This window comes from Neptuniibacter halophilus, assembly GCF_030295765.1.
GTDB classification, from domain to species: Bacteria; Pseudomonadota; Gammaproteobacteria; order Pseudomonadales; family Balneatricaceae; genus Neptuniibacter; species Neptuniibacter halophilus.
Genome location: NZ_AP027292.1, coordinates 3,686,034 through 3,709,175 on the forward strand (window position 1 = coordinate 3,686,034; position 23,142 = coordinate 3,709,175).

The window sequence follows — 23,142 nt, forward strand, 5'->3', positions numbered from 1 at the left end:
TAAATTTGAGATATATACAGCAATCTGGTCATTAATTATATTTTATTTAATCCATGTGGTACCACCCAATAACAACAAAAAATGGAGATTTACCAAAATATGACATATACAGAACAGCTTAACCCGGTTGAGAGTCCCATCGCGGAGTTTCGCCAGACCTCTAAGCGGTTTGATTCGATCGTGGCAGCCGACTGCCTCAATCTGCAGATACGAAAGGGTGAGTTTCTCTCTTTTCTCGGCCCTTCCGGTTGCGGTAAAACCACCGCATTAAGGATGCTCGCAGGGTTCGAGATGCCCAGTGAAGGGGAGGTGATGCTGGACGGCGTCGATGTCAGTAACCTCCCGGCATACCGGCGACCGGTGAATATGGTGTTTCAGCACTACGCACTCTTCCCGCATATGACCGTCGCCGACAACATCGCTTATGGCCTGCGCCAGCAAAAACCCCGCCCGAATAAAGAAACCATTAACGCCAAAGTACAGGATGCACTGGATAAAGTGCGTCTGGGAGATTTTGGCGACCGCCGGATATGGGAGATGTCCGGTGGTCAACAGCAACGGGTTGCTCTGGCCCGCGCGCTGGTGAATGAGCCCAAGATTCTGTTGCTGGATGAGCCGATGGCGGCGCTTGATGCCAAGTTACGCAGCGAGATGCAGTTTGAACTGCAAAAGCTGCAACGAGAGCTGGGTATCACCTTCATTCTGGTTACCCATGATCAGGAGGAGGCGCTCTCGATGAGTGACCGCATTTGTGTCATGGGGGGAGGTAAGATCCAGCAGATTGGTACGCCACAGGAGCTCTATGATCGCCCGGTTAATCGCTATGTGGCGGACTTCGTCGGTAAATCTGATCTGTTTGAGGGGCGGGTGATCGATACCCGCGGGGATCTGGCCAAAGTTGAGCTGCATGGGGCCTATGCCTACTGCTCCTTTACCCAACCCCCTGAAAACGGCAGCGAGGTCATGATCTCGGTCCGTCCGGAAAGTGTATCTATCCATAAACATCCACCACAGGATCTGGCTGCAGATTCAACCCTGTTTCAGGGCGTGGTGCTGAATCGTAGTTTCCTGGGTGAGCATACCGAGTATGTCATTCGCCATGATTCGCTGGGTGAGTTTCTGGTGCTGGCATCCAGACAGGTGGAGATGTCTCTCGGGCAGTTTGCTGCCGGTGAGACCGCTTATGTCGTCTGGCGCGCCGGTGCCGCATTAATTGTCGAACAAAAATAAGAAGGTGATGCAATGTCTAAAGTAACGGATACGATCTCAAAGAAAAAATTCATTAAACATCTGCGCAGTTACCAGAATGGCTCCATCAGCCGCCGCGACTTTCTCGGCCTGACCGGGCTGGGTGTAGCGACCGCCGTGATGGGTACCGCGCTGGGTGTGCGCCCCGGCAGTGCAATGGCGGGGGATATGGATATTGGTGACCGGGTTATTCTGGCGACCTGGCCGAACTACCACGATCCGGCGAATTTTGATCAGTTTACCTCGGCGACCGGTGCCCATGTGCAGGTCAATGTATTCGGCTCTAATGAGGAGATGCTGGCAAAACTGCAGGCCGGAGGCTCCGGCTGGGATGTTTTCGTACCCACCAACTACACCATCACCACTTATGTTGAGGCCGGTCTGATCGAGCCGCTGGATGTGTCCCGATTGCCAAACTATGATCCGGCATCGTTCGACAAACGTTTCTCCGATGCAGGCATGGTCGACGGTGTGCTCTATGCGGTTCCCAAAAACTGGGGGACAACCGGTTTCGCCTATAACTCTGAGCATTCCGGCAATCGCCCTATGACCACCTGGAAGGATTTCTGGGATATCACCATGGCGGAGTTCTCCGGCCGTACCATGGTTCACGATTACCAGTTGACCACCATCGGTAATGCGCTGAAATACTTCGGCTACTCCTTTAACTCACTGGATGAGAAAGAGCTTGCCGACGCGGAGAAACTGCTGCTCGAAGCCAAGCCGCATCTGTTTGCGATCTCCTCAGACTATCAGCCGCCGATGCGCAATGGCGATGCCTGGCTGACCATGTGCTGGACCGGTGATGGCAAACAGCTTAACACCGATATGCCGGAGATCCGGTTTGCACTGGGTAAAGAGGGTGGAGAGCTCTGGTCTGATTTCTATGCCATTCCCAAAGGTGCGAAACACCGCGATGCGGCTTATGCCCTGATCAACCATCTGCTTAACCCCAACGTCAACAGCAAAGAGGTGCTGGCTCACGGTTATCCGGTCTCGGACGCCCGGGTTAACGCCATGCTGCCAGAGGCGCTGCTGAGTGATCCTATCCTGTATCCGGCGGCGGAGCTGCTCAATGCGCTGGAGTTCAGTGCGGCGGCTACGCTCACCGATCCGGGCCGCGCTGAGTTGCTGGCACGCTTTAAGTCTGCCTGAGGTTGCCAGAGAGCCAGATTATGACTGTTCAATCTAAAAACTGGATGCTGCTGACGCCGGCCGGACTCTGGTATGCCGCCATGCTGGTGCTGCCTTTACTGGTGATCGTCGTCTTCAGCTTTGGTGAACGGGGAGGGGCCGGGGGCTATGTCCCCGCTTTCACCCTCGATCAATACGCCAATCTGCCCTCCCGGCTGGCCGCGTTTCAGAATACCCTGACTCTGGCACCGGTAGGCACGCTGGCGTCACTGCTGATCGCTTACCCGCTGGCCTACTTTCTGGCTATGCGGGTAGGGCGAAACTGGAAAACGCTGCTACTGGTACTGGTGATCGTACCGTTCTGGACCTCGATCCTTATCCGCTCCTATGCCTGGATTTTTATCATGGGCGGGCGCGGTATCCCAGAGCTGCTGGAACTGGTGGGTATCCATGATATCCGCCTGATCAATACCCAGTTCTCCGTGCTGGTAGGGATTATCTATGGCTATCTGCCGCTGATGGTTTTCCCGATCTTCGTCAGCCTCGACCGGATGGATAAGCGTTTACTGGAAGCCTCGTCTGACCTGGGCTGCCCGCCCTGGAAGACCTTCCTGCAGATTACTTTGCCGTTGTCTGCTCCGGGCGTTGCTACCGGCTGTATGCTGGTGTTTATCCTGCTGATGGGGGAGTTCCTGATCCCGGCCATTCTTGGCGGCGGTAAGGTGTTCTTTGTGGGCAATGCGCTGGTGGATCTGTTCCTGCAATCGCGCAACTGGGCCTTTGGCTCCGCAATGGCGGTGTCTCTGGTTGTCATCATGTTAATCACCGTGACCATCTATATGCGTTTTACCCGACGGGTCAGCGCGGGTCAGGATGATGTGGCATTAATGTAAGGAGCCCGGTTATGAGACTTTATGCAATCCTGGTCTATCTGTTCCTCTACATTCCGATCGGCATTATTGTGATCTTCAGCTTTAATGCGGGTCGGCATGCGACACAGATGACCGGCTTTTCCACACAGTGGTACAGCAAAGCCCTGAACAACCCGTTTGTGATGGATGCCCTGCAGACTTCGGTCAGCGCAGCGCTTATTTCGGCGATTCTGTCGTCGGTTTTCGGCACGATGGCGGCACTTTCGCTCCGGGGCATGCAGGGGCGGCTGCGGATTTTCTTTGACGCGATGATCTATATCGCGGTGATGGTGCCCGGCATCGTGATCGGTATTGCTACCCTGATCGCGCTGGTTACCGTGTTCAATTTCGTGAATCCATGGCTCGCTTCTCTGATACCGGAGGGCGGTTTCCAACTGGGCATGGGGTACGGTTCTCTGATCGCAGCACACACGCTGTTCACCATGTCACTGGTGATCATCATTGTGCGTGCACGTATCGAGGGTATGGACCGGTCATTGATCGAAGCGTCCTACGACCTTAATGCCACTCCCTGGGGCACCATGCGTCAGGTGACGTTGCCGTTGATTGCTCCGGGCATTCTGGCGGGCTTTCTGCTCAGTTTTACCTTCAGTTTCGATGATTTCATTATCGCCTTCTTTGTGGCCGGTTCTGAAACCACGTTGCCGATCTATATTTTCTCATCGATCCGTCGGGGCGTGACCCCGGAGATCAACGCGATCGGCACCATGGTGCTGGCTGCTTCTCTGATCATGCTCATAGCCGCCCAGCTTCTGCTGCGGGGTGATAATAAGAAAACCGCATGAGTCAGGATGGATATAACAGGAGAGTTATCAATTGCTTAACAATCAAATCGCATTAATCACAGGGGCGGGCTCCGGCATAGGCCAGGCGGGTGCTATCGCTCTGGCCAGGGAGGGCGCGACACTGATCGTGACCGATATTAACCTGGAGCTGGCTGAACATACGGTCGCTCTGATCCGTGAGCAGGGCGGCACCGCCTATGCACGTGCGCTGGACGCCACCGATGATACGGCTATTCAGAGCCTGATGGCCGATATTATCCGTCATCATGGCCGGATCGATATTGTCCACTCCCATGCGGGGATTCAGGTGGAGGGTACGCTGGAGCAGGTATCTGCTCAGCAGATGGATGATTCCTGGGCGTTGAATGTCCGGTCTCATTTTGTACTCGCGCAGGCGGCGGTGCCGCATATGCGTGAGCAGGGTGGTGGCAGTATTATCATCACCTCATCTAACTCCGGTGCGCAATATGACCGGGAGATGATCGCCTACTGCACCACCAAACATGCGGTGATCGCCATGACCAAGCAGATGGCGGCGGACTATGCTAAATACAATGTCCGCTTCAATGCGCTCTGTCCGGGCTTTGTCGATACGCCGTTTAATGCCGGGTTTGAACAGCAGATGGGCGGCCGAGAGCAACTGGAAGCCTACATCAGCAGCGAGATTCCGATGGGACGCTGGGCCAGTACCGAGGAGATCGCCGAAGGGATCGTCTATCTGGCGTCGCCGCGCTCCTCGTTTATGACCGGTCAGGCACTGGTGATTGATGGCGGGGAGGTGCTGTAAACCCTCAGTCTGTGCTACGCGGGGCCCAAAAGCCCCGCTTTTCCTTGCCCTGTCTTTATCTTTTCATCCCTCGGGAGTTGTTCTCCCGCATCAACTAAAATACAGTTCACGTCGCAAATTTACGCGGTCAGCTTGTTTAGGTATGGGATGCTTATGTCGTTTGATATTACTGCGCTGGTGAATATTATGGGCCTGTCGGCGGTGGCTGTTTTCGCGGCTTCCGGCGCACTGGATGCTGCTCGGCAGCGCATGGATATTCTCGGCTTTATGCTGATCGGCTCGGCAACCGGCCTCGGTGGTGGCACGCTGCGAGATGTGCTGCTGGGTAAGGTTCCGGTTTTCTGGATTCGTGAACCGATCTGGATTCTGATCTGCCTGATCGCTTCTGCGGCGACCTATTTCATTGCCCCTAAGCTGGCTTCTCTCTCGCGGGCACTGATCTGGATGGATGCCGTCGGGCTGGCGCTCTTTGCCGTTGTCGGTACAGAGATCGGCATCAATTTCGGGGTGACGCCGTTGATAGCGGTCTGCATGGGCGTTATGACGGCAAGCTTTGGCGGGATCGCACGAGACGTGCTTTGCGGCAGTAACCTGACCCTGATGAATGAAGAACTTTACATCTCTACTGCACTGGCCGGTTCCGTGACCTACCTGTTGCTAAGCCAGTTGAACCTGCCTTACAGCTACGACCTGATCGGAGGTTTTCTGGTCGCCTTTACCCTTCGGGCGCTGGCTATTGTGTTTAAGCTTAAGCTCCCTAATCGTTACCGGGTGGATTAAGCCCGGCACTTTTCGGTAATAATTTAATTATTTTAAATCATTGAGTTACCACTCTTATCTCAGATTCTTTATCCGACATGTTATTGAGGCAAAACGCATTCAGGCAATGGGCAAGTGTAGTGGATGGTCTGCCTGACAACAGGTGAATATCGCCGTGGCAGCACCCGGCTTTTAACCGGATTGTGTAGTCTGTGCTTCTTCGGTAAATCTTCTTCTCAGGAGCGTGGCTGTGCCTGTAGTGGAATCGGCTTCATGCCGGCCATGGCGGGGAGTTTGGTTTTCAGGTTCTGTTTGCAGTAATCACAGTGGGACAGGTCGCGGCCGGCCTGTTGCCAGTCCTGCACTGTCATCTCTGAACTGATCAGGCTTTCCAGGCATCCGCTGCAGGAGAAGCGTTTTTTATTATTCGTTTCCATTGGTTTTCCGCTTTGACCAAATTGCCGTATTCATCCTGAATTTGCTTCAAATTAGCAGCTAAAACCGCAGTTCTTGTATAAGAAAAATTCCTAATTTTGCCCTATCTGTAAAAAGCTGTAGCGCCTGCCGCTGTGCTATTCCCGCTCAGCACTGAATAACCGGCAGATCACTCAGGCGGGTCGTGTACTGTGAAGAGAGAAACTGCCGTTTCATCGCAAATTGCTGCTGAATGCCCCGGCCTGCAAGATGGATTGTATCCCGGCCATATCGGCCATTAATGTTATCCAGACACTGCATCAGCGCGCGGTTATCGGGCTGCCCGGTAAACAGGTCTGGTTGATAGTTCGCTTCTGCGCTGATATTCAGCAGCCCGACCCCGCATTTGTAGAAGCGAACCCCAGGACGGTAAATCCATGCCAGCAACTGGCTGGCAGCGTGTGCCAGCACGGTGGTATCCGCGGTATAGGCAGGAAAAGAGTGAACCAGCGAGCGGCGATAGTAGGGAACCGCATCGTGGGGGGAGTTACTCGCAAAGACCAGTATGTTTTTTGTCAGGCTCTGCTGTTTGCGTAGTTTGCGGGCTGCGATCTCCACATGGGTAATAATCGCCTGTCTGAGCTGCTCCCTGTCAGTGACGCGCTGGCCGAAAGAACGGGTGGAGAAGATCTCCTTTTTCGGTGAACGGACCTCATCCCAACTGAGCTTAACCACGCCATTCAGCTCATGCAGCGTATTCTCCAGCAGAATATTAAACTGCTTGCGGATCAGGCCGGATGGGGCCCGGGAGAGATCCCATGCCGAGACAATGCCGAGTTCATTAAGTCGCTTGCCTGTCCGGCGGCCAACGCCCCAGACATCTGTCACTGCCATATGTGACAACACGTGCTTTCTGACCCTGTCGTCACTGATAACCGCAACCCCGTTAAAGCCCGGAATCCGCTTGGCGGCATGATTCGCGGCTTTCGCCAGGGTAGGGGTAGAGGCGATACCGACTCCGATAGGCAGGCGCACATGTTTCCATACGGTACGCCGGATCTGTTTCGCATGCTCCAGCCAGCCCTCAGCGGGTTGATAGTGATGGCCATAGTAGAGGAAGCACTCATCAATACTGTAAATATGGCTATGCGGCGCAAAGGCGGTACAGGTGTCCATAAAGCGCTGTGACATATCCGCATACAGCTCATAATTGGAGCTTCGGATTACCGCACCGGCCTGTTCCAGCTCATCGCGGACCTGAAAATAGGGCACAAATTTCTTGCCGACCCCCATCTTTTTTGCGATACCGCAGGCCGCACAGATGCAGCCATCGTTGTTGGTCAGAACCACAACCGGGCGCTGACGGATGGCCGGATCAAAGACCTTCTCGCAACTGGCGTACATCGAATTGACATCGCAAAGGGCATACATCAGCTTAAGCCCCGGGTCAGAGGCCGGTGCAGGCGGATCGAGCGGGTCACCACGCCTTCGACGATAAAGTCATCGCCTTCCTTCAACTGATACGCGTGGCTTCCCGGCGCTGATGAAATAAGCTTTTTCCCTTTAATATCAGCGATCTTACAGACAAAATTACCATTGAGTGTTGCCACAATAATGTCGCCGGATTTCACCGTCTCAGCTCTGGAGACGACCAGCAGGTCGTGGGGGAATATGCCTACCCCGATCATCGATTCTCCCTCCACAAACCCAAGATAGGTCGCAGCAGGATGATCAATCAGAATCTGATCAAGGGTCAGGTTTAATTGCGTGTACTCCGCAGCGGGTGATTCAAAACCACTGATCCCCGCCTGCGCTTTAAGAGGAATGAACTTCAACATAACCAACAACACTATACTGTATACATATACAGTTATTTTATCGCAAAGCACGGCTAAAGCAATGCAGAGAACGTCATAAACTGAATGAAGGGCAAGCGCCTCACTCGCCCTTTGAGGGCAGCAGGCCGGGCAGGCGATCAGGCAGAGGAAAGAGCGCGGCAGGATATGCCGCCAGAAAACAGGTTACGCGTGTTTAAAAGGCCCGGGGAACCGGGCAGGGCTCAGAGCTTACGGACAGGCCCCACGGGGATTGCTCCATCACGGGGTAGGAACGGGGCGATGGCTTCAGTTACAGCTCATTCGCGAGCTTTTTATAGCCTTCAACCAGCCAGTGATTGGCAGCAACAACCGACTCAGAAAACGAGGAATAGTCTGGTGGAACTTGCTCAATCTGGTTGAGATCAAAATCAGGGCCGATGTTGGTCATCGGCGGAACATGCATCTGTGCCGGCAGGTCCATGCCATCCACCACGCAGTTATGACGAATGACGCAGCCATCATTCACCTGAGCGCGAAATACCACACTGTTAAAGCCGATGAAGACATCATCACCGACTTCACAGGGACCATGAATGATTGATCGGTGAGCAATGGATGTACGCTCTCCGATGGTCACCGCAGCACCTGACTTTGAATGAATCACCACACCATCCTGAATATTAGAATCACGGCGAATGATTATCGGTTCCAGCATGCCATTCTCATCAACCTCATCAGCACGGATAACCGCATAGGGGCCAACAAATACATTCTCTTCAATAATCACCCGACCACAGATGATCGCTGTCGGGTCGATAAACGCTTTTTCGGATACTTCAGGGCTTATGCCGGAAGGATTTTTTCTTAACATAGTGGCTGATCCTGCATCATTAGATTTGAAGGTTAATTCTCGAAAGATAACGCCATGGCGTTGATAGGGGACGTGGTTTGCTGACCATCGAACACCAGAGCGCCATTCACCCAAGTGGATAGAATTTTTGAAGAAAAACGGTGCCCGTCAAACGGGGTCCAGCCGCAGTGATAATGACAATTCTGGTGACTGACCGGGGTGCCGGCCAAAGGATCAACCAACACAAGGTCAGCAAAATACCCTTCACGCAGGTACCCCCGATCAATAATTCCATATCGGATAGCGGGGTTATGGGCTGTTTTCTCTACGATCTGTGCAACCGATATTTTCTGGTTATGTGCATGATCCAGCAAACTGAGTAACGCATGCTCTACCAGCGGCAAACCAGCGGGCGCTTTACTGTATTCTGCCTGCTTTTCCTGCCAGGTATGCGGCGCATGATCGGTGGCAATAATATCTATCTGGCCGGAATGCAGCGCTTCAAACAGAGCCGCACGATCAGCGGAGGACTTAATGGCCGGGTTACACTTAATCAGATTGCCCCGGTCCGGGTAATCTTCATCACTGAACCACAGGTGATGCACGCATGCTTCTGCAGTGATCCGCTTATTAGCGACAGGGCCCGGCGCGAACAGGCTTAATTCCCGTTGCGTAGTGATATGCAGTACATGCAGCCTGCTGTTGTATTTTTTTGCCAGATCTACGGCATAGGATGAAGAGGCATAGCAGGCTTCTGCAGAACGAATTTTGGGATGATCCTGAATGCCCGGCTGAATGCCTGCTTTGAGGTATTTATCAAGGTTACGTTGCATAACCGGGCCGCTTTCGCAGTGGGTTACGATAAGGGCCGGACTTTCACGGAAAATCGCATCAAGGGCATGAGGCGCTTCAACGAGCAGATCACCGGTCGATGCGCCCATAAACACCTTAACGCCACAGTGACGGGACAGATCGAGGCGTTTTATCTCGTCCAGATTATTTTCAGTGGCGCCTAAATAAAAGGAATAGTTAGCCCGCGAATGTTGCGCCGCCAACTGATATTTATGCTCTAACGCTTCAAGGGTGGTGGTTGCAGGGCTGACGTTAGGCATCTCCATAAAGCTGGTAATACCGCCGGCAACCGCAGCCCGCGACTCACTGGCGATGGTGCCTTTGTGGGTCAGCCCGGGTTCACGGAAATGAACCTGATCATCAATCATCCCGGGCATCAACAACAACCCCTGCGCATCTATCACCTTGTCATCCGCTTTCGCAGGAATATCCCGGGCGATTTGTTCAATACGTTCTCCTGCTATACGCAAGTCAGCAACAAACGCCTTACCTTCATTAAACAGAGTGGCATTTTTAATCAAGGTGGCTTTCATCGGCACTGGCTCCCTTTAAATTCAATCAGATAACGCGATAAATGTTATACTATAACATTAACAATCTAAAGCTCGGATCATGCGAAAGATCAACAACAGAGTGGAGGCGGGAGGGGCAATACAAAGACTTTGATGCGCCGCGCTGCGCCGTGTTAGAGGATTAACGTCCAACGCAACGAAAACGCAGGATAAAACTATCGTTAGTGTTGTGATGACTGCTTCAGGGGCCTGAACTGCCTCTTGGCATCTAGCGGCAATAACAACCCGAAGGGCTTGTTATTTACAGGTTCATGCAATGCGGGTTTGGGGACTGTCAGTGGCACTGAGGGCAGGGTGGTGCACGGAAATACTCCCCCCGTTTAGTAATACGGGGGGAAGAAACTACATAACCGGAATTTGGCATGTGTTTTCAGAATCTACTTTTTAACTAAACGGATTGTTCGTTCTGCTTTTGTGCTGTTATTTGTATAGACTCGGATCTCGGAACTGTTTTTAAGCTCTTTCCTTAGCTTTTGGTTTTCCTCTTGGAGTCTGTTCAGATCTCTGTGTATGTCTCCCATGATCGACATGAAGAAACTGAAGTTTTCCATTTGGATGCTGTTAACCAGGTATCCATTGGGGCAGCTGATTTCCCCATCTATCACATACCATCCCGGTGGCCATCCCGGTATCTTTCCAAGTAGTTTAAGCTGCAGCAGCTCCTTATGTGCATCTGATAGCTTTTGTTTTTTGTTAATGATCTTGTTTGCGTGTGATTTACTAAATCCGCAGATCTCTACGAGGTCATTTTCAAAGACAATAGCAGTGCGGTATCCATCGCTTAACTTGATTCGCTTCGCTAGTGCAGATTTCTTTGAGTGAAAGTTTTTCATGGTAAACAGCATCCCTGTGCATTTTTCGATTGTGTTATCCGCCTCAGTGAGGGGACAGGGAATTTAGCTGTTTTTAGGCGGCTAATGTCCGTTTGAAGTATGCTCAAAATACTGCTGTATGAATGGGGTTTGTTCATAATGAAACAAAATATCGCATTTAACATAATATATATTATACGTAATTGCATATTTCAGGCTATTCAGGGTCATTAGCCTATGCGATTGCTTACTTCTTAGTGATGGCAAAGCTCTGCTGAAGTGTAAAAAAGCTCCGTGTTAGCGCCCGGTAATTTGCTGCATAAGAGCAAAATACCGGGGCTGACTATGGGCCTAACGAGGATGCACTACATGATCAGATGATGAGTATCGGAGGTGTTTTGCGAATGCCAGCCAGTGACGAAAGCTGGCGTTTTTTTACGCGCGGGATACAGGTGTTGCAGCGGACTGGTAGCTGCAAAGCAATGCCGGATGCAGGTTGATCAGCTCGCCGGTGATATCAGATTCAACCACCAGAAACGATGCTTCAGGCGCCATACTGTGGAGCTTGGCAACCACTTCGTAAAGCTGGTATTTGTGGAGTTTAAAGGTGTTGGATTCGTAAAGATCGGCATCCAGCATGACGCTGTCGCCGACAGAGATCTCATTCCAGAGCAGTTCAGTTTCAAGGTGCAGTTCGGTGTAATCCAGCACAGTCATACGCAGACCCTCGTGATGAGAGAAACTAACAGCTTAAGCTTGGACGATATTGTGACGAATTGCGAGGTGAACGAGTTCGGAATTATTGCTGATTTTTAGCTTACGGAAGATATTGGTACGGTGCGCATGGACCGTTTTCGGGCTGAGAAACATCTCTTCAGCAACCTGAGATACCGTTCGCCCTTCAGCCAGAAAAGAGAAAATCTGCAGCTCTCGCCTGGTAAGGCTGGCCAGTGAAGCAGACTCACCTGCGCCCTCCCCGCTGATTCTGGAGCGAATCTCTTCGGTAATATACTCCTCACCCGCATAGATCGCTTTAACCGCTTCCAGCAGCTCATCAGGGGCACAGCGCTTGGTCAGAAACCCTTTGGCGCCCGCGCTCACCACATGCGCCGGGAAAGGATCAATCTCCATCGCAGTTAATACCAGCACCCTGGCCTCAGGATCATGGGAAATAATCCTCCGGATCGCTTCAAGCCCGCCATTGAGGTTCTGGCTGACTTCTTCCGTGTTCGCATCCGAGGGCATATTAAGGTCCATGATGACCACGTCCGGCTGATGTGTAGCATACATGTCGCAAGCCGATTGACCATTATCCGCTTCACCAACGATCTCAATACTGTCATCAGCAATCAGCAGACGCTGGAATCCAGCCCTGACTAACGGATGATCATCAACAAGAAGAATTTTAATGGGGCTGGTAAAGCTCATTTCAGGGCCTATTCGATATGCGCACAAACAGGTTTAAGTGTGCTGTTAATATTTTTATGGATCAATCAGTTAGCTGGCTATTCTGAAGTAATTTAAAGGGCAGATTCAGGTGCAATGGCATCCGCGCCTTTATAAACATCATGGCAGTTCACATCCAGCGCTCCCGCACTGGAAATCTCTTCCATGGGAACATGTGCCGGAATGGCGACCAGCTCATCACTGTATCCGACTAACTGAATTCCTTCCTGCCGGCAGTGCTTCAGAACCTTTTCCAATGCCCGGATAACGGCGATCTGACGGCCGCTTAACTGATCTTTAGGGACTGTTTTTGGCTTACTGGACACCTGGCGAATGGCATAACCATCCTCGTCCAGCAGCTGAATTGTGACATTTTTTCGCTTCTCTTCGATGAGCAGCGCTTTTGCCTTAAGGAACAATGCCTCGGTGGTACAGCAGACCGCATCTTCAGGAGTACACTGATGCAGTGCAGCAATGATTTCCGCACGATCCGCAGTTTCACTTAAAACAATATCCATTTCAGCCGGTTACCTGTCAAAATTAAACGTTTCCCTTGTAGGGTTTTCAGCTCGGCACAGCGCCTTCAAGGGTACCATTCCTGCTGCTGCAGTGCATTATGATTGTTGCGCCTTTAATACGGCATTTTCCTGCTGCAGCCGAAGCACTTCCTGTTGAAGGCCCGATTTATCATTGATCAAAATATCGATCTGCTTATTCAGTCGTTTATTTTCTTCCCTGAGCGTGCGCGCAGTAACCTGCAGCTCAATATAATCATCAAGGTTCTGGCTGCCCGCAGACATCAGACTCGCCTGTTTCAGCTCTCGAGCCATAGCTTCTTTTGCTGCCTGCTCGCCAATCAGCCGGCTTTCACACTCTGCCAGTTTCAGGTGCAATTCCCGCTTTTCATTGCTGATTTGATCATTATCTTTAAGCAACTGAATGCACTGACCGCGCAGATCCTTCAGCTCCTGCTGAGTCTCATGGCTCTCCTGCCCTTGTGCTTTAAGCTTCCGCCTGAACTCTCTCTCAAGCTCCTGTTTGCGCTCTTCGAATGCGTGCTCCGCATAACCCAGCGCCTGATGCCAGAGCTTAGCCGCTGACTCAGCAACAGGATCCGGAATCATTGGGTGAGAGCTGTTGGCTTTCATCCGCTCACCAAGCTCCTGCCACCAGCTATTCAGCGCCTTATTGATGGTGGTAATAGAGCCGCTACCCATGCGCTCCCTGACATTCTGCTGGGTCGGGCGAACACCCTCCTTCAAAAGCTGATCAGCGACGGCCTTAGCTTGTTCCTGAGTGCTGTTTTTGGCTGGCATATTAGTATCCAATATGTACTGTATGATACATATTGTATTTTAATGCCCATACATTGCAACTCATTAAACCAAGCTAAATCACTAAGTTATGAGCTAAGCTATCAAAAGAGACCACAAGGAGAGCGATGTATGACTATGCGTATAGCGATAAATGGTTATGGCAGGATTGGCCGCAACGTTCTGCGCGCCCTTTATGAGTCAACCAACCACAAGGATCTGAAGATTGTTGCCATTAATGATCTGTGCGATCCACAGGTTAATGCTCATCTGACTGAGTACGACAGTGTGCACGGTAAATTCAGGCATGCGGTGCGGGCCACAGATCACTCACTGAGGGTGGCTGATGATGAGATTGATGTATTCCATGAAAAAGAGGCCTCCGCCCTGCCCTGGCGTGAGCTGAATATCGATCTGGTGTTTGAGTGCACCGGCCGCTATACCAGCCGCGACGCTGCGGAAGAGCACCTTAAGGCAGGTGCAAAACGGGTGCTGATCTCAGCGCCGGGTACCGATGCAGATGTCACGGTGGTTTTCGGTGTTAATCACCACACCCTTAAACCCGAACACCGGATTATCTCTAATGCTTCCTGTACCACCAACTGCCTTGCCCCCATGGCGAAGGTACTAAATGATACGTTCGGTATTGAAAGCGGCGTAATGACAACCATCCACGCTTATACCAATGATCAGCACCTGACTGATGCCTTTAGTGGCGACCTGTATCGCGCCAGAGCGGCGGCCACATCGATGATTCCAACCCGAACCGGCGCGGCTAAAGCGGTGGGACTGGTTCTGCCTGAGCTGAATGGCAAGCTCTCGGGGATGGCGGTCAGGGTGCCTACGGCGAATGTATCACTGGTAGATCTGAGTTTTATCCCGCACCGTCAGTGCAGTGCTGAAGAGATTAACGCACGGCTTCTGAAGGCCAGTCATGAAGAGTTCAGCGGCATCATAGGCTACAACGATAAGCCGCTGGTCTCGGTAGATTTTAACCATCATACCGAGTCATGTATCTTTGATGCGACCCAGACCATCTGCAGCGACAGGCTGATCAAAGTCTTCGCCTGGTATGACAACGAGTGGGGGTTTTCTAACCGAATGCTGGATACAGCAAGCTACATTGCCACGCTGTAAGTCTTTAAGAGGGGTTAGATCGGCTAATCTGGCAGCCCTGAAATGACTGTCAGATTAGCCTTCTGCTTTACTACGCCTCTACCGTTTCCTCAGTGACGGCTGGCTCAGTCTGCTTCTCAGTGGCCAGATCGATCATCACTGAGAAGTTTTTCATTGACTGCAGGTGAATGTAGATCATCTCCAGCTCACCGCTTTTGGCCAGTTCTGACAGTGTGTCGCCCGGCAGCGTATTAAGTTTGCCGCGGTTGATTCCTAAAAAGCCGGTGAGTGACATCTGCTTCCCTGTCTCAAGTGCCACCTTCGCCTGCATAGGCTCGAAGAGGTCCAGTTCCTTCAGTCTTTTTGTGAACGCCTGCGTTCTTTTAAAGTGTGCCTGGTACTCCTCAACAAATGAAAGAACACTCTTCAGGTATTGAGTTCTCTCCCCTTCGGCGTCGAACAGGCGCTCCCCCACACCCTCCTGGTTAAACCCTTCAAAGCTTTCATCAATGCAGAGCATTAATGTGCTTCCGTCATCCGTGGTTGAGAATACAAAAGGATAACGACGCACAAAGGCGGGTATATATTTAGCCTTCCAGTGCCCCTCCTCATCAACAAACATATTCCGTTCGTCTGACACACCCAGTATCGCTACAGGCAGTACCGCATCATCTGTCTGAGCAAAAACAACCGGGTATTCCTGTGCGGCGTTCGGAAACTCTACTGCCATTAAAGGAACAGAGTTTGTTGATCTGGCGTACTCATAATTGCTACCCACTTTCACAGACCAATCCCTGTGTTTGCTGCTGGAGACGGGTACTGCATTCGTATAGAACAACAATTGCTTACTCACGACATTCCCTCCGTGATTTATGCATTGGACTGACAAAACAGGGATGCGAAATTGATTCATTCAGACTGCTCTGCGCCCCTTTCCGTCGATAGCAAATGACCTCCGGGTGCGCCTTTTAGTCCAGGAAAATTCAGGATTCTCCCTGCCTGACCCTAGGTAACTATAGTTGAAGATTCGGTGCCGCGAGCAAAAATTAAAACAGTTGTTTATGCTTTTTTTATGAACATTATGCTATGGCATACTGGATTTTAATTATAAGGACACCCTTTGATTATTATTCATATAATCAGTAGGTTAAGTAATTATATTAACCATTTACATTAGTTATTTGTAAAGTTGATCTGGCACCTCACTCCACTGGGAATAGCCAGCCCCGGGTTGCTCATCTCAAGGCGGACGCCAAATGTATCACTGGCGGGATCTACAATTCTGTCCACTACTGCGACCGTCGCAGAGTGTGTGGTCGCACCCGGGTACTCGGGGAGTACGTTGGCGTTCATGGCTACCTTAATCTGGCCGAAATAATCTACCGGCACAATCAGCTCCACATTCAGGGGGTCTACCTCCGCAACCTGCAAGATGGGACGATTATCAACGGACTCACCCAGTGATATTTTCCGGTCTACGACAATACCGTTAATCGGGCTGCGAATAATCCGTCTTTCATATAACCGGCTGGCTCTGTCCAGTTCGATCTCTGCCACCTGCTGCCGGTGTAAGGCCTGCTGAAGCTGCAGCTGTGCTTTGGCTGAGGCGGTGCGGGCTTCGTCCAGTAACTGGGATGATATGGCCCGTCGCTCATGCAGCTCTCTGATTCTCGACAGTTCACGGTTGGCAAAACGGAGATCTTCCCGCTTTTCAGACACCTCTGCTTTCATATCAGCGCGCGCTCTGGCCAGTTTGACGGTCACCTCCTCAATATCAGCATCCAGATGCGCAATCTCCTGCCCCTGCTTAATCAGGTCTCCCCGGTCTACCAGAAGTGAGCGGATTACCCCTTGCTCGCGTGTACTGACGTCTGCCAGGGAGTGCGGCTTGATCAGGCAGTCAAAGCCTGCCAATGGCGGGGTATCCTGTGCCGGGGATAGCGTAGCTGAGAAGCCCGCGACGATAATAAAAATCCTGAGTGCTGTATGCATGATCACGGTCCTGTAACGGTTCCCTATTCCTGCTGCCCTGAGTAAGACAGCATATTCCCGAGGTGTTCATCTATACGCAGGAGCTCTTTGCGTATCTGTGCATGTCTGTGCTCCGCTACCCCCTGTGCCACCCGCGTGCAGAGTTTTCTCAAATGGCTGCGCGGACTCAGGGTATGTACCTGAAGCTGAAGTACCCACCGGGGGCTGAATTTCTGTACGATCTCATCCTCCAGAGATAGGATGTATTCATAGCTCCCCGGGTCCCCCTGACGTGCCGAGCGGCCAAACAACTGCCTGTCAATTCTGCTAGCCTCATGCTGCTCTGTGGCAATCACATGCAGCCCGCCCAGGGCACTGACGCTCTCTCCCAGATGTATATCTGTTCCGCGGCCAGCCATATTGGTGGCGACGGTGACCCGTCCCCGTTTACCGGCCTGGGCTATAATTTCGGCTTCTTCCAGATCTTGCCTGGCATTCAGAACGCTGTGGGGTACAGACAGCTCATCAAGTAGCTGGCTGAGCTGCTCTGATGCAGCGACCGAGCGTGTGCCGACCAGTACGGGACGCCCGACCTCCCTCATCTCATGAATGCGCGCTAAGATGGCGTTATATTTCCGGTCCAGATCGGGATAGACACGGCTTCCCAGGTTCTGCCTGAGTTGCGGCTTATGGGTGGGTATAACCAACGAGCCTAACCCATACACCGCACTTAATTCGCCGGTTATCTCCCGTGCGGTGCCGGTCATGCCGGAAAGGTGCAGGTAACGTCGGAAAAAGCGCTGATAACTGATCCGCGCCAGGGTTTCAGGCTGAGCGCTGATCTCACACCCCTCCTTCGCTTCAATTAACTGATGCAGCCCCTGCTCCCATGATCGATCCGGCATCAGGCGGCCGGTATACTCATCAATAATAAGTACTTTGCCATCCTGAACCAGATAATGCGTATCGCGGATAAAGAAATGCAGCGCACTCAATGCCTGCCTGATCAGGCTTTCACGGTGTCTTTGCCCGCGCCAGATGCCGCCCAGAGTTTCCCCGTAGCCCGCTATTTTGTCCTTGCCCTGCCGGGTGAGTTCAACCGCGCGCTCCTGCTGGATCAGCTTAAAGTCGCTGAGCGGTTCAAGCTCAGTGGCCATCTCCAGCGCCTGCTCGTAGATCTGGGGTTCTTTCCTGGTATCGCTGGGTCTGGAGATAATAAGCGGGGTGCGGGCCTCATCGACCAGTACAGAGTCTGCCTCGTCGACGATGGCAAAGCAGAGCCCTCTGAGCAGTATCTGCGACTGCTGTTTTCCGTCATTGCAGAGGCTGTCCAGCTCAAAACGCAGGGGACCACTGTTATGACCCATAACGATACGGTCTTTGAGGTAATCAAACACCAGTTGCTTATTGGTACAGTAAGTCACATCACTGGCATAAGCGGCGCGTCTCTGCTCCGGTGTCATGCCTTCACTGATCAGGCCCACAGAGAGGCCTAAGGCGCTGTAGACCGGGCGCATCCATTCGGAGTCCCGCTGTGCCAGATAGTCATTCACTGTGATGATATGCACCGGTATCCCGCTGAGCGCGGCGGTGCATGCCGGGAGGGTTGCGGTCAGGGTTTTACCTTCGCCGGTCTGCATCTCGGCGACGTGGCCATGGACCATGGCCCAGCCGCCCATCAGCTGGCTGTTAAAGTGACGCATCCCCAGTGTACGGTCTGCCACCTCCCTGATCAGTGCAAAGCAGTGCGCGATATGCTTATCAGTCATGCCCTCGATACTCAATGCCTCGCGTAACCTCTGGCGGGTTGCAATCAGCGCCTCATCACTGCACTGCTGCAGCCCCGGTGCATACCGGTCCACCTGATGGATAAAACGCTGAAATTGAGCGCTGTGCCGTGATGGCAGTAAGCGGGTGATGTTACTGATCACCTGCGCAGCAATCCGGTCCAGCCGGCCATGCTGGGCCGGTTGCCGTTGCGGGTAATGTCCCAGCACCATGCCGGGACGCAGGGAGGCGCTAGATTTCAAAACGGCTCAACAGCAGTTGTTTGAGCTGGCGATACCACTGAATTGCGAGTGGTTCGTAGCCATGGTCAAATCTGACATTTACACGTCCTCCAATGTTTCCGATCGTTTCAATATCCGGCAGCAGCAGGTCAAACTGGAAGAATCGTTCGAGGGTTTTCAGCCCCTCAGGATCGCTCAGATCTACCGGGAAATTACCGCCACCACTGCTGCCTAGCGCTGCGGAAGGCAGCTTAAAGATCCCCCCCGGTACTTCCCGGTCGATACTGGCAACCTGAGGCACACTACCGGCACTTTCGATCCAGGCATCGACCCTGAGGGTGTTATTGCGTACCAGACCAATCTGGTTCTGACTGACAATGGTGCGTATGCGAGTGGTCGTAGGCTCCAGTACATAGCCGATAATGTCTCCACGGTTCATAAATCGTCCCGGCATATCGATCGCTGAGGGAATAATAAACAGCCCGTTGGCTTTGCTATATACGGTCAGCGCTTCCAGCTTTTCATTAATGATGACCTGTTCAGCCCGGACACTTTCAATCTCTTTGCGGATCACTTCTGCCTGGGAGCGATTGGCAAACTGCATAGCCGTTAAACGCGCCTTCAGTTCACTGTGCTGTGCCTGCAGTAAACGGGAGCGAGCCTCCAGAAATGGGTCATGGGATTTCACCAGCGCCTGTCCCTGCTCCACCATGCTGTTTTCTAAGACCAGCAGTTCATCCACGAATCCATCCACCTGCATGCGCACATGGGAGCGCTCAGGTAGCCAGACAATGCCTTCTGTCAGGGTGCGCGAGGGCGCCGGTATAACAAACAAGGCTATAAACACCATGCCCAGGCCAGCCGCCGTCCGAGAGATCGCCTTATACCGCTTGTGTTTCAGCCTCGAATGGTTAATCAGGAAATCAAGCATCTTCAGCAGTGGCAGTATTAACTGTGTGCTGACGGCCCAGGCAGCCAGCAGAACTCCGATAAAGAACAGCTCGCCGGCGATAAACAGGATGATCACGAACATGATAAACATGCGGTACATAAAGGATGCGATGCCGTAGAACACCAGCCAGCCCCGCTCCCCTCGCTCTGCCGGTGAGGGTTTATCCTTCATCGAGAACAGGTAGCGCTGAGTCAGGTAGGCCAGATATTTTTTAGACCGGCTGGCGAGATTGGGCATTTCGATCAGGTCTGAAAAGATGTAATAGCCGTCGAAGCGAAGCAGCGGATTACCATTGAAAAACAGTGTGGAGATGCCGCCAATCAGCATCACATTAAATGCGATAGCCCTGACCGGGCCCGCCTCAACATTGAGCCAGACAAACATCGCAATCGACGCCAGAAACAGCTCCACCATAATGCCCGCCGCACTGACAATGACCCGCTTATAACGCTCGGGAAACGCGGTGGCAGAAGAGGCTTCAACATAGGGTATAGGCATCAATACCAGTAACATAATGCCCATCTCATGGACTTCACCGCCCCAGACTTTTGCGGCGTAGGCGTGACCCAGCTCATGCAGGGCTTTAACTGCCGGATAGATCAGCCAGAGGAGGAACAGATTATTGTAGGTGACGGCCTGATCGACCGCATTATCTGCCAGATCCGACCAGTGAATGCCTGCCTGCACTGCCGCTGCAATCACCAGCCCGAGCCAGAGCAGCAGGCCGGTCAGACTGAAAAAGGGCTTCACCAGAGATAAGGTGCGTGCCAGAAACCGGTCCGGGTCCCACAAAGGGAAGCGCAGCGCCAGCGGCGACATCAACCGCTGTTTCCATTTAACGTTCTGGTGACGCTGATGACGTTTAAACAGCTCTTCGCTGTCAGGGATAACGTCGGTTTGCAGAACGTTTGCCACATGCAGCTGGCTGAGAAACTGCATGGTCTCGTCCTGAGACGGCGCATCATCACCCAACTGTTTGCAGAGTAACTGCCAGATTTCATCAACGCTCCGGTTACCGTCCATCAGGCCAATGAAATGATAGGCCGCTGGTGTAAACCGATGATACTGTCCGGAGGACGGTTCTTTGATGATGTACCAGATCTGACCGCGGTAGTCATGGCGGTTAATCTGGGTGTGGCTGCGGATATGGGGCTTCAGGTCAGCAACCCGGTACCACATTGAGCTGTATAGGTTATCTGCCATTGTCCTATTCGCCTAGGGCCACCAGGACCAGAAGGTGAATCGAACCCACTCGGTCAATTCGTGGGTCCAGATCCAGATGAGTTTTCTGCGGTCAATATTTACTTTGCCGACCCCTTCCATACCGGGCCTCAACTGCTCTATATTGCCGTCGATATAAGCCTCCACCCTGAAATAGTTACGGCCATCTTCTGCGATCGCGACAGGCGTTTTCTTGACGATAACCATATCGATCAGCTGGTTGGGCATGCTGGCCAGCTTGAGGGCACCGCTCTGCCCTTTTTCTATCTGGGAATATTCCCGTTCATCCACTTTCAGTACGACCCGGTAACTGTTCAGAGGCGCCAGTTCAAACAGTACCTCTCCACGCTCCACCGGTGCGCCGAGCATCTGACTGAGGTCGCCACTGACAATCACACCGTCAAAGGGAGCCAGCACTTCGGTTCGCTCCAGCTGTGAATCGATCAGTGCGATCTGGCTGTCTGCCTGATCTTTCTGGGCGCGGAGTATTCGCATCCGTGCTCTGTCGCCATTGGCCAGGGCTTCCAGATACTCTCGCTGGCGCTGTTCTTTCTGGTTATTCCACTTAACCCGCTCCAGCTTCAGATCTTTATCCTCCATCGCAAAGAGCAGATCATCCTTGGTCACCACATCACCGGCACGGACGTTGGAATGAGAGATATACCCGGTAAATTTAGCGGTGATTGCGCGCTGTATTGAACCTTCAAGCGTGGCGTCCGCCGAGACCCTGTACTCACCATCGGCGACACTCAGAAACAGCGTCAGCAACAGCAGTGAGCTGATGATCAGCTTCAATCCGGTATGGCCTCCACCGACCAGCAACGGCATAGCATCAGTTACGGAATCCCAGAGTTTACTGCCGATCCAGCGATCATCGCGACGCCGGGCATCCAGCACCGGGCCGACCAGCAGTGCTACATAGCGACAGAAGTCCAGCTCCTCTTCCGTAAAGGGCTGCCCTTTGGCCCTGGCCAGTGTGAGGCTGCCTATCGGATCGCCCTCGCTGCCCATGGGGATTGTGCAGACATGTCCCAGGTTATCCTGTCGGGCCAGATCTTCATGTGCTTTAAGCGCTCTGGGAGTGGCCTCCTCAATGGCCGGATAAACCAGCAGCGCCTGCTGGTCCAGTGCTTCATCCATCGCTCTGGCGATCAGACGCATCAGATTATTTTTCTCTTCAAACTCTGCACTGTGAGAGAAGGCACTGAGTTGCACGTGCTGCCCTCGGAGAAAGCCAATGCCGACCCATTCGCAGTCCATGCAGGCAGTCATCTCGGTGACAAAGGCCGTGGCTGCGGCTTGAAACTTTTTCGATTCCAGGCTGACAGCCACCATCTCCAGAGCAAGTGCCAGACGTGATTTGGACGTAAGCGTGGTCTGGCGTACCAGCGATTCAAGCCAGGCTGATCCCCACTGCAACTGACGCATCACCTGACTCAGTTGTCGCTGATCACGCTCGGTTATCTCCAGCGCGACAACGCCGCAGAGCTGTTCATCTACCAGCAACGGATAGGCAATGGACGTATGTTGATTTGAGGATTTGCCAGCGCGGACGGAACCTTTGCGTTCACTCATGGCGAGCTCTGCCACCACGGTCATATCAAAACTGGCTTCGCTGTCACGGGGCCAGTGGGCAATCGGTGTGTAGGGCCCCTGTTCAGGCTCGCCCATGGCAACAACCGCCAGATGCACCCCATCGATTAACTGGCATTGCAGGCCAAGCCAGGTATTAACATAGGCCTCACGGGACGTGGTGCTGGTCAGTTTGGACCAGCTACCAGGGTCAAGAAAGGCATGTGGAATCCGAGTCGATTCTGTTTCACCTGAGTTGCCTTCCGCTGGCTGCTCTATGCGGTATTCGTCAGTTCCCACAATATAACCTTCCTTACTGGTTAACGCCGTAGATAAAGGTTAAGGGAGTTGAATGCCAAGCGCTGAATTCTGAAACATTGTTCAGTCCCCTAAAACTAAACAGAGAGGGTCATCGTTGCTAACCCGGCTGGCTGTATTCTGTATAGTTACTCCGTTGTAGGGAAAGTATAGACCCTGATTTTTCAGTTCTCAAAAACAAAACCCATCCAACCAAAAACAAATAAGTGCTTATTATTCAAATGGATCGATAGGTTTTGTTATGTTTTTTGTTATCCTCAAT

The 23,142-nt window shown here is 52.4% G+C and carries 22 protein-coding genes; 7 read left to right on the plus strand and 15 right to left on the minus strand.

Annotation, left to right across the window (positions count from 1 at the left end; all coding sequences use genetic code 11):
- Window positions 1–99: 99 nt before the first annotated feature.
- From QUD59_RS17325 to QUD59_RS17350, 6 genes are all read left to right on the plus strand, one after another.
- Entirely contained in the window at window positions 100–1,230 is a 1,131-nt protein-coding gene (locus tag QUD59_RS17325) for an ABC transporter ATP-binding protein (RefSeq protein ID WP_286238514.1), read from the plus strand.
- Between the two features lie 12 nt (window positions 1,231–1,242).
- Window positions 1,243–2,403, plus strand: coding sequence for an ABC transporter substrate-binding protein (locus tag QUD59_RS17330; protein WP_286238515.1), 1,161 nt, complete (start codon window positions 1,243–1,245; stop codon window positions 2,401–2,403).
- A 20-nt stretch (window positions 2,404–2,423) separates the two neighbouring features.
- Complete coding sequence (locus QUD59_RS17335; protein WP_286238516.1) at window positions 2,424–3,275, plus strand: ABC transporter permease; 852 nt, start codon at window positions 2,424–2,426, stop codon at window positions 3,273–3,275.
- 11 nt (window positions 3,276–3,286) lie between these two features.
- Complete coding sequence (locus QUD59_RS17340; RefSeq protein ID WP_286238517.1) at window positions 3,287–4,099, plus strand: ABC transporter permease; 813 nt, start codon at window positions 3,287–3,289, stop codon at window positions 4,097–4,099.
- Between the two features lie 31 nt (window positions 4,100–4,130).
- A complete protein-coding gene (locus QUD59_RS17345; protein ID WP_286238518.1) occupies window positions 4,131–4,886 on the plus strand; it encodes an SDR family NAD(P)-dependent oxidoreductase in 756 nt (251 codons plus the stop codon).
- Window positions 4,887–5,039: 153 nt separating this feature from the next.
- Window positions 5,040–5,666, plus strand: coding sequence for a trimeric intracellular cation channel family protein (locus QUD59_RS17350; RefSeq protein ID WP_286238519.1), 627 nt, complete (start codon window positions 5,040–5,042; stop codon window positions 5,664–5,666).
- 215 nt (window positions 5,667–5,881) lie between these two features.
- Here QUD59_RS17350 and QUD59_RS17355 read toward each other — a convergent pair whose 3' ends face one another.
- The 10 genes from QUD59_RS17355 to QUD59_RS17400 all read right to left on the minus strand — a co-directional run bounded on the left by QUD59_RS17355 (window position 5,882) and on the right by QUD59_RS17400 (window position 13,724).
- Entirely contained in the window at window positions 5,882–6,082 is a 201-nt protein-coding gene (locus QUD59_RS17355; protein WP_286238521.1) for a hypothetical protein, read from the minus strand.
- Between the two features lie 145 nt (window positions 6,083–6,227).
- Complete coding sequence (locus QUD59_RS17360; protein WP_286238523.1) at window positions 6,228–7,490, minus strand: Y-family DNA polymerase; 1,263 nt, start codon at window positions 7,488–7,490, stop codon at window positions 6,228–6,230.
- A complete protein-coding gene (locus QUD59_RS17365; RefSeq protein WP_286238525.1) occupies window positions 7,490–7,897 on the minus strand; it encodes a LexA family protein in 408 nt (135 codons plus the stop codon). The genes QUD59_RS17360 and QUD59_RS17365 overlap by 1 nt, the downstream gene beginning before the upstream one ends.
- Window positions 7,898–8,186: 289 nt before the next feature.
- Window positions 8,187–8,747 (minus strand): LbetaH domain-containing protein, encoded by a 561-nt coding sequence (locus QUD59_RS17370; RefSeq protein WP_286238526.1) that lies wholly within the window; start codon window positions 8,745–8,747, stop codon window positions 8,187–8,189.
- A gap of 32 nt (window positions 8,748–8,779) precedes the next feature.
- Window positions 8,780–10,111 carry a dihydroorotase gene (locus tag QUD59_RS17375; RefSeq protein WP_286238527.1) on the minus strand — a complete coding sequence of 444 codons (1,332 nt, stop codon included), beginning with the start codon at window positions 10,109–10,111 and terminating at the stop codon, window positions 8,780–8,782.
- A gap of 416 nt (window positions 10,112–10,527) precedes the next feature.
- Window positions 10,528–10,983 (minus strand): hypothetical protein, encoded by a 456-nt coding sequence (locus QUD59_RS17380; RefSeq protein ID WP_286238528.1) that lies wholly within the window; start codon window positions 10,981–10,983, stop codon window positions 10,528–10,530.
- 414 nt (window positions 10,984–11,397) lie between these two features.
- The gene (locus QUD59_RS17385) at window positions 11,398–11,679 is read right to left on the minus strand and encodes a hypothetical protein (RefSeq protein ID WP_286238529.1); all 282 of its coding nucleotides are present in this window, start codon (window positions 11,677–11,679) and stop codon (window positions 11,398–11,400) included.
- 33 nt (window positions 11,680–11,712) lie between these two features.
- Entirely contained in the window at window positions 11,713–12,390 is a 678-nt protein-coding gene (locus tag QUD59_RS17390; RefSeq protein ID WP_286238530.1) for a response regulator, read from the minus strand.
- Between the two features lie 92 nt (window positions 12,391–12,482).
- The gene (locus QUD59_RS17395) at window positions 12,483–12,926 is read right to left on the minus strand and encodes a response regulator (protein ID WP_286238531.1); all 444 of its coding nucleotides are present in this window, start codon (window positions 12,924–12,926) and stop codon (window positions 12,483–12,485) included.
- Between the two features lie 96 nt (window positions 12,927–13,022).
- Window positions 13,023–13,724, minus strand: a complete 702-nt coding sequence (locus QUD59_RS17400; protein WP_286238532.1) for a DNA-binding protein — start codon at window positions 13,722–13,724, stop codon at window positions 13,023–13,025.
- A gap of 129 nt (window positions 13,725–13,853) precedes the next feature.
- Between QUD59_RS17400 and gap the strand changes: the two genes are divergently transcribed.
- Window positions 13,854–14,858, plus strand: coding sequence for a type I glyceraldehyde-3-phosphate dehydrogenase (gene gap / locus QUD59_RS17405; RefSeq protein ID WP_286238533.1), 1,005 nt, complete (start codon window positions 13,854–13,856; stop codon window positions 14,856–14,858).
- Window positions 14,859–14,928: 70 nt separating this feature from the next.
- Here the strand turns inward: gap and QUD59_RS17410 are convergent, their stop codons facing one another.
- From QUD59_RS17410 to QUD59_RS17430, 5 genes are all read right to left on the minus strand, one after another.
- Window positions 14,929–15,690 carry a SapC family protein gene (locus QUD59_RS17410; RefSeq protein ID WP_286238535.1) on the minus strand — a complete coding sequence of 254 codons (762 nt, stop codon included), beginning with the start codon at window positions 15,688–15,690 and terminating at the stop codon, window positions 14,929–14,931.
- A gap of 320 nt (window positions 15,691–16,010) precedes the next feature.
- A complete protein-coding gene (locus QUD59_RS17415) occupies window positions 16,011–16,829 on the minus strand; it encodes an efflux RND transporter periplasmic adaptor subunit (RefSeq protein ID WP_286238536.1) in 819 nt (272 codons plus the stop codon).
- 23 nt (window positions 16,830–16,852) lie between these two features.
- Window positions 16,853–18,838: a preprotein translocase subunit SecA gene (locus QUD59_RS17420; protein WP_286238538.1), complete on the minus strand. Its 1,986-nt coding sequence runs from the start codon at window positions 18,836–18,838 to the stop codon at window positions 16,853–16,855.
- A complete protein-coding gene (locus tag QUD59_RS17425) occupies window positions 18,828–20,972 on the minus strand; it encodes a peptidase M50 (protein ID WP_286238539.1) in 2,145 nt (714 codons plus the stop codon). The genes QUD59_RS17420 and QUD59_RS17425 overlap by 11 nt, the downstream gene beginning before the upstream one ends.
- 12 nt (window positions 20,973–20,984) lie before the next feature.
- Entirely contained in the window at window positions 20,985–22,862 is a 1,878-nt protein-coding gene (locus tag QUD59_RS17430; protein WP_286238540.1) for a GAF domain-containing protein, read from the minus strand.
- Window positions 22,863–23,142 lie beyond the last annotated feature (280 nt).

Bases quoted from the DNA above. Each gene is read 5' to 3' on its own strand.
- QUD59_RS17325 (WP_286238514.1), top strand. From the start codon at position 100: ATGACATATACAGAACAGCTTAACCCGGTTGAGAGTCCCATCGCGGAG.
- QUD59_RS17330 (WP_286238515.1), top strand. From the start codon at position 1,243: ATGTCTAAAGTAACGGATACGATCTCAAAGAAAAAATTCATTAAACAT.
- QUD59_RS17335 (WP_286238516.1), top strand. From the start codon at position 2,424: ATGACTGTTCAATCTAAAAACTGGATGCTGCTGACGCCGGCCGGACTC.
- QUD59_RS17340 (WP_286238517.1), top strand. From the start codon at position 3,287: ATGAGACTTTATGCAATCCTGGTCTATCTGTTCCTCTACATTCCGATC.
- QUD59_RS17350 (WP_286238519.1), top strand. From the start codon at position 5,040: ATGTCGTTTGATATTACTGCGCTGGTGAATATTATGGGCCTGTCGGCG.
- QUD59_RS17355 (WP_286238521.1), bottom strand. From the start codon at position 6,082: ATGGAAACGAATAATAAAAAACGCTTCTCCTGCAGCGGATGCCTGGAA.
- QUD59_RS17360 (WP_286238523.1), bottom strand. From the start codon at position 7,490: ATGTATGCCCTTTGCGATGTCAATTCGATGTACGCCAGTTGCGAGAAG.
- QUD59_RS17365 (WP_286238525.1), bottom strand. From the start codon at position 7,897: ATGTTGAAGTTCATTCCTCTTAAAGCGCAGGCGGGGATCAGTGGTTTT.
- QUD59_RS17370 (WP_286238526.1), bottom strand. From the start codon at position 8,747: ATGTTAAGAAAAAATCCTTCCGGCATAAGCCCTGAAGTATCCGAAAAA.
- QUD59_RS17375 (WP_286238527.1), bottom strand. From the start codon at position 10,111: ATGAAAGCCACCTTGATTAAAAATGCCACTCTGTTTAATGAAGGTAAG.
- QUD59_RS17380 (WP_286238528.1), bottom strand. From the start codon at position 10,983: ATGAAAAACTTTCACTCAAAGAAATCTGCACTAGCGAAGCGAATCAAG.
- QUD59_RS17385 (WP_286238529.1), bottom strand. From the start codon at position 11,679: ATGACTGTGCTGGATTACACCGAACTGCACCTTGAAACTGAACTGCTC.
- QUD59_RS17390 (WP_286238530.1), bottom strand. From the start codon at position 12,390: ATGAGCTTTACCAGCCCCATTAAAATTCTTCTTGTTGATGATCATCCG.
- QUD59_RS17395 (WP_286238531.1), bottom strand. From the start codon at position 12,926: ATGGATATTGTTTTAAGTGAAACTGCGGATCGTGCGGAAATCATTGCT.
- QUD59_RS17400 (WP_286238532.1), bottom strand. From the start codon at position 13,724: ATGCCAGCCAAAAACAGCACTCAGGAACAAGCTAAGGCCGTCGCTGAT.
- gap (WP_286238533.1), top strand. From the start codon at position 13,854: ATGACTATGCGTATAGCGATAAATGGTTATGGCAGGATTGGCCGCAAC.
- QUD59_RS17415 (WP_286238536.1), bottom strand. From the start codon at position 16,829: ATGCATACAGCACTCAGGATTTTTATTATCGTCGCGGGCTTCTCAGCT.
- QUD59_RS17425 (WP_286238539.1), bottom strand. From the start codon at position 20,972: ATGGCAGATAACCTATACAGCTCAATGTGGTACCGGGTTGCTGACCTG.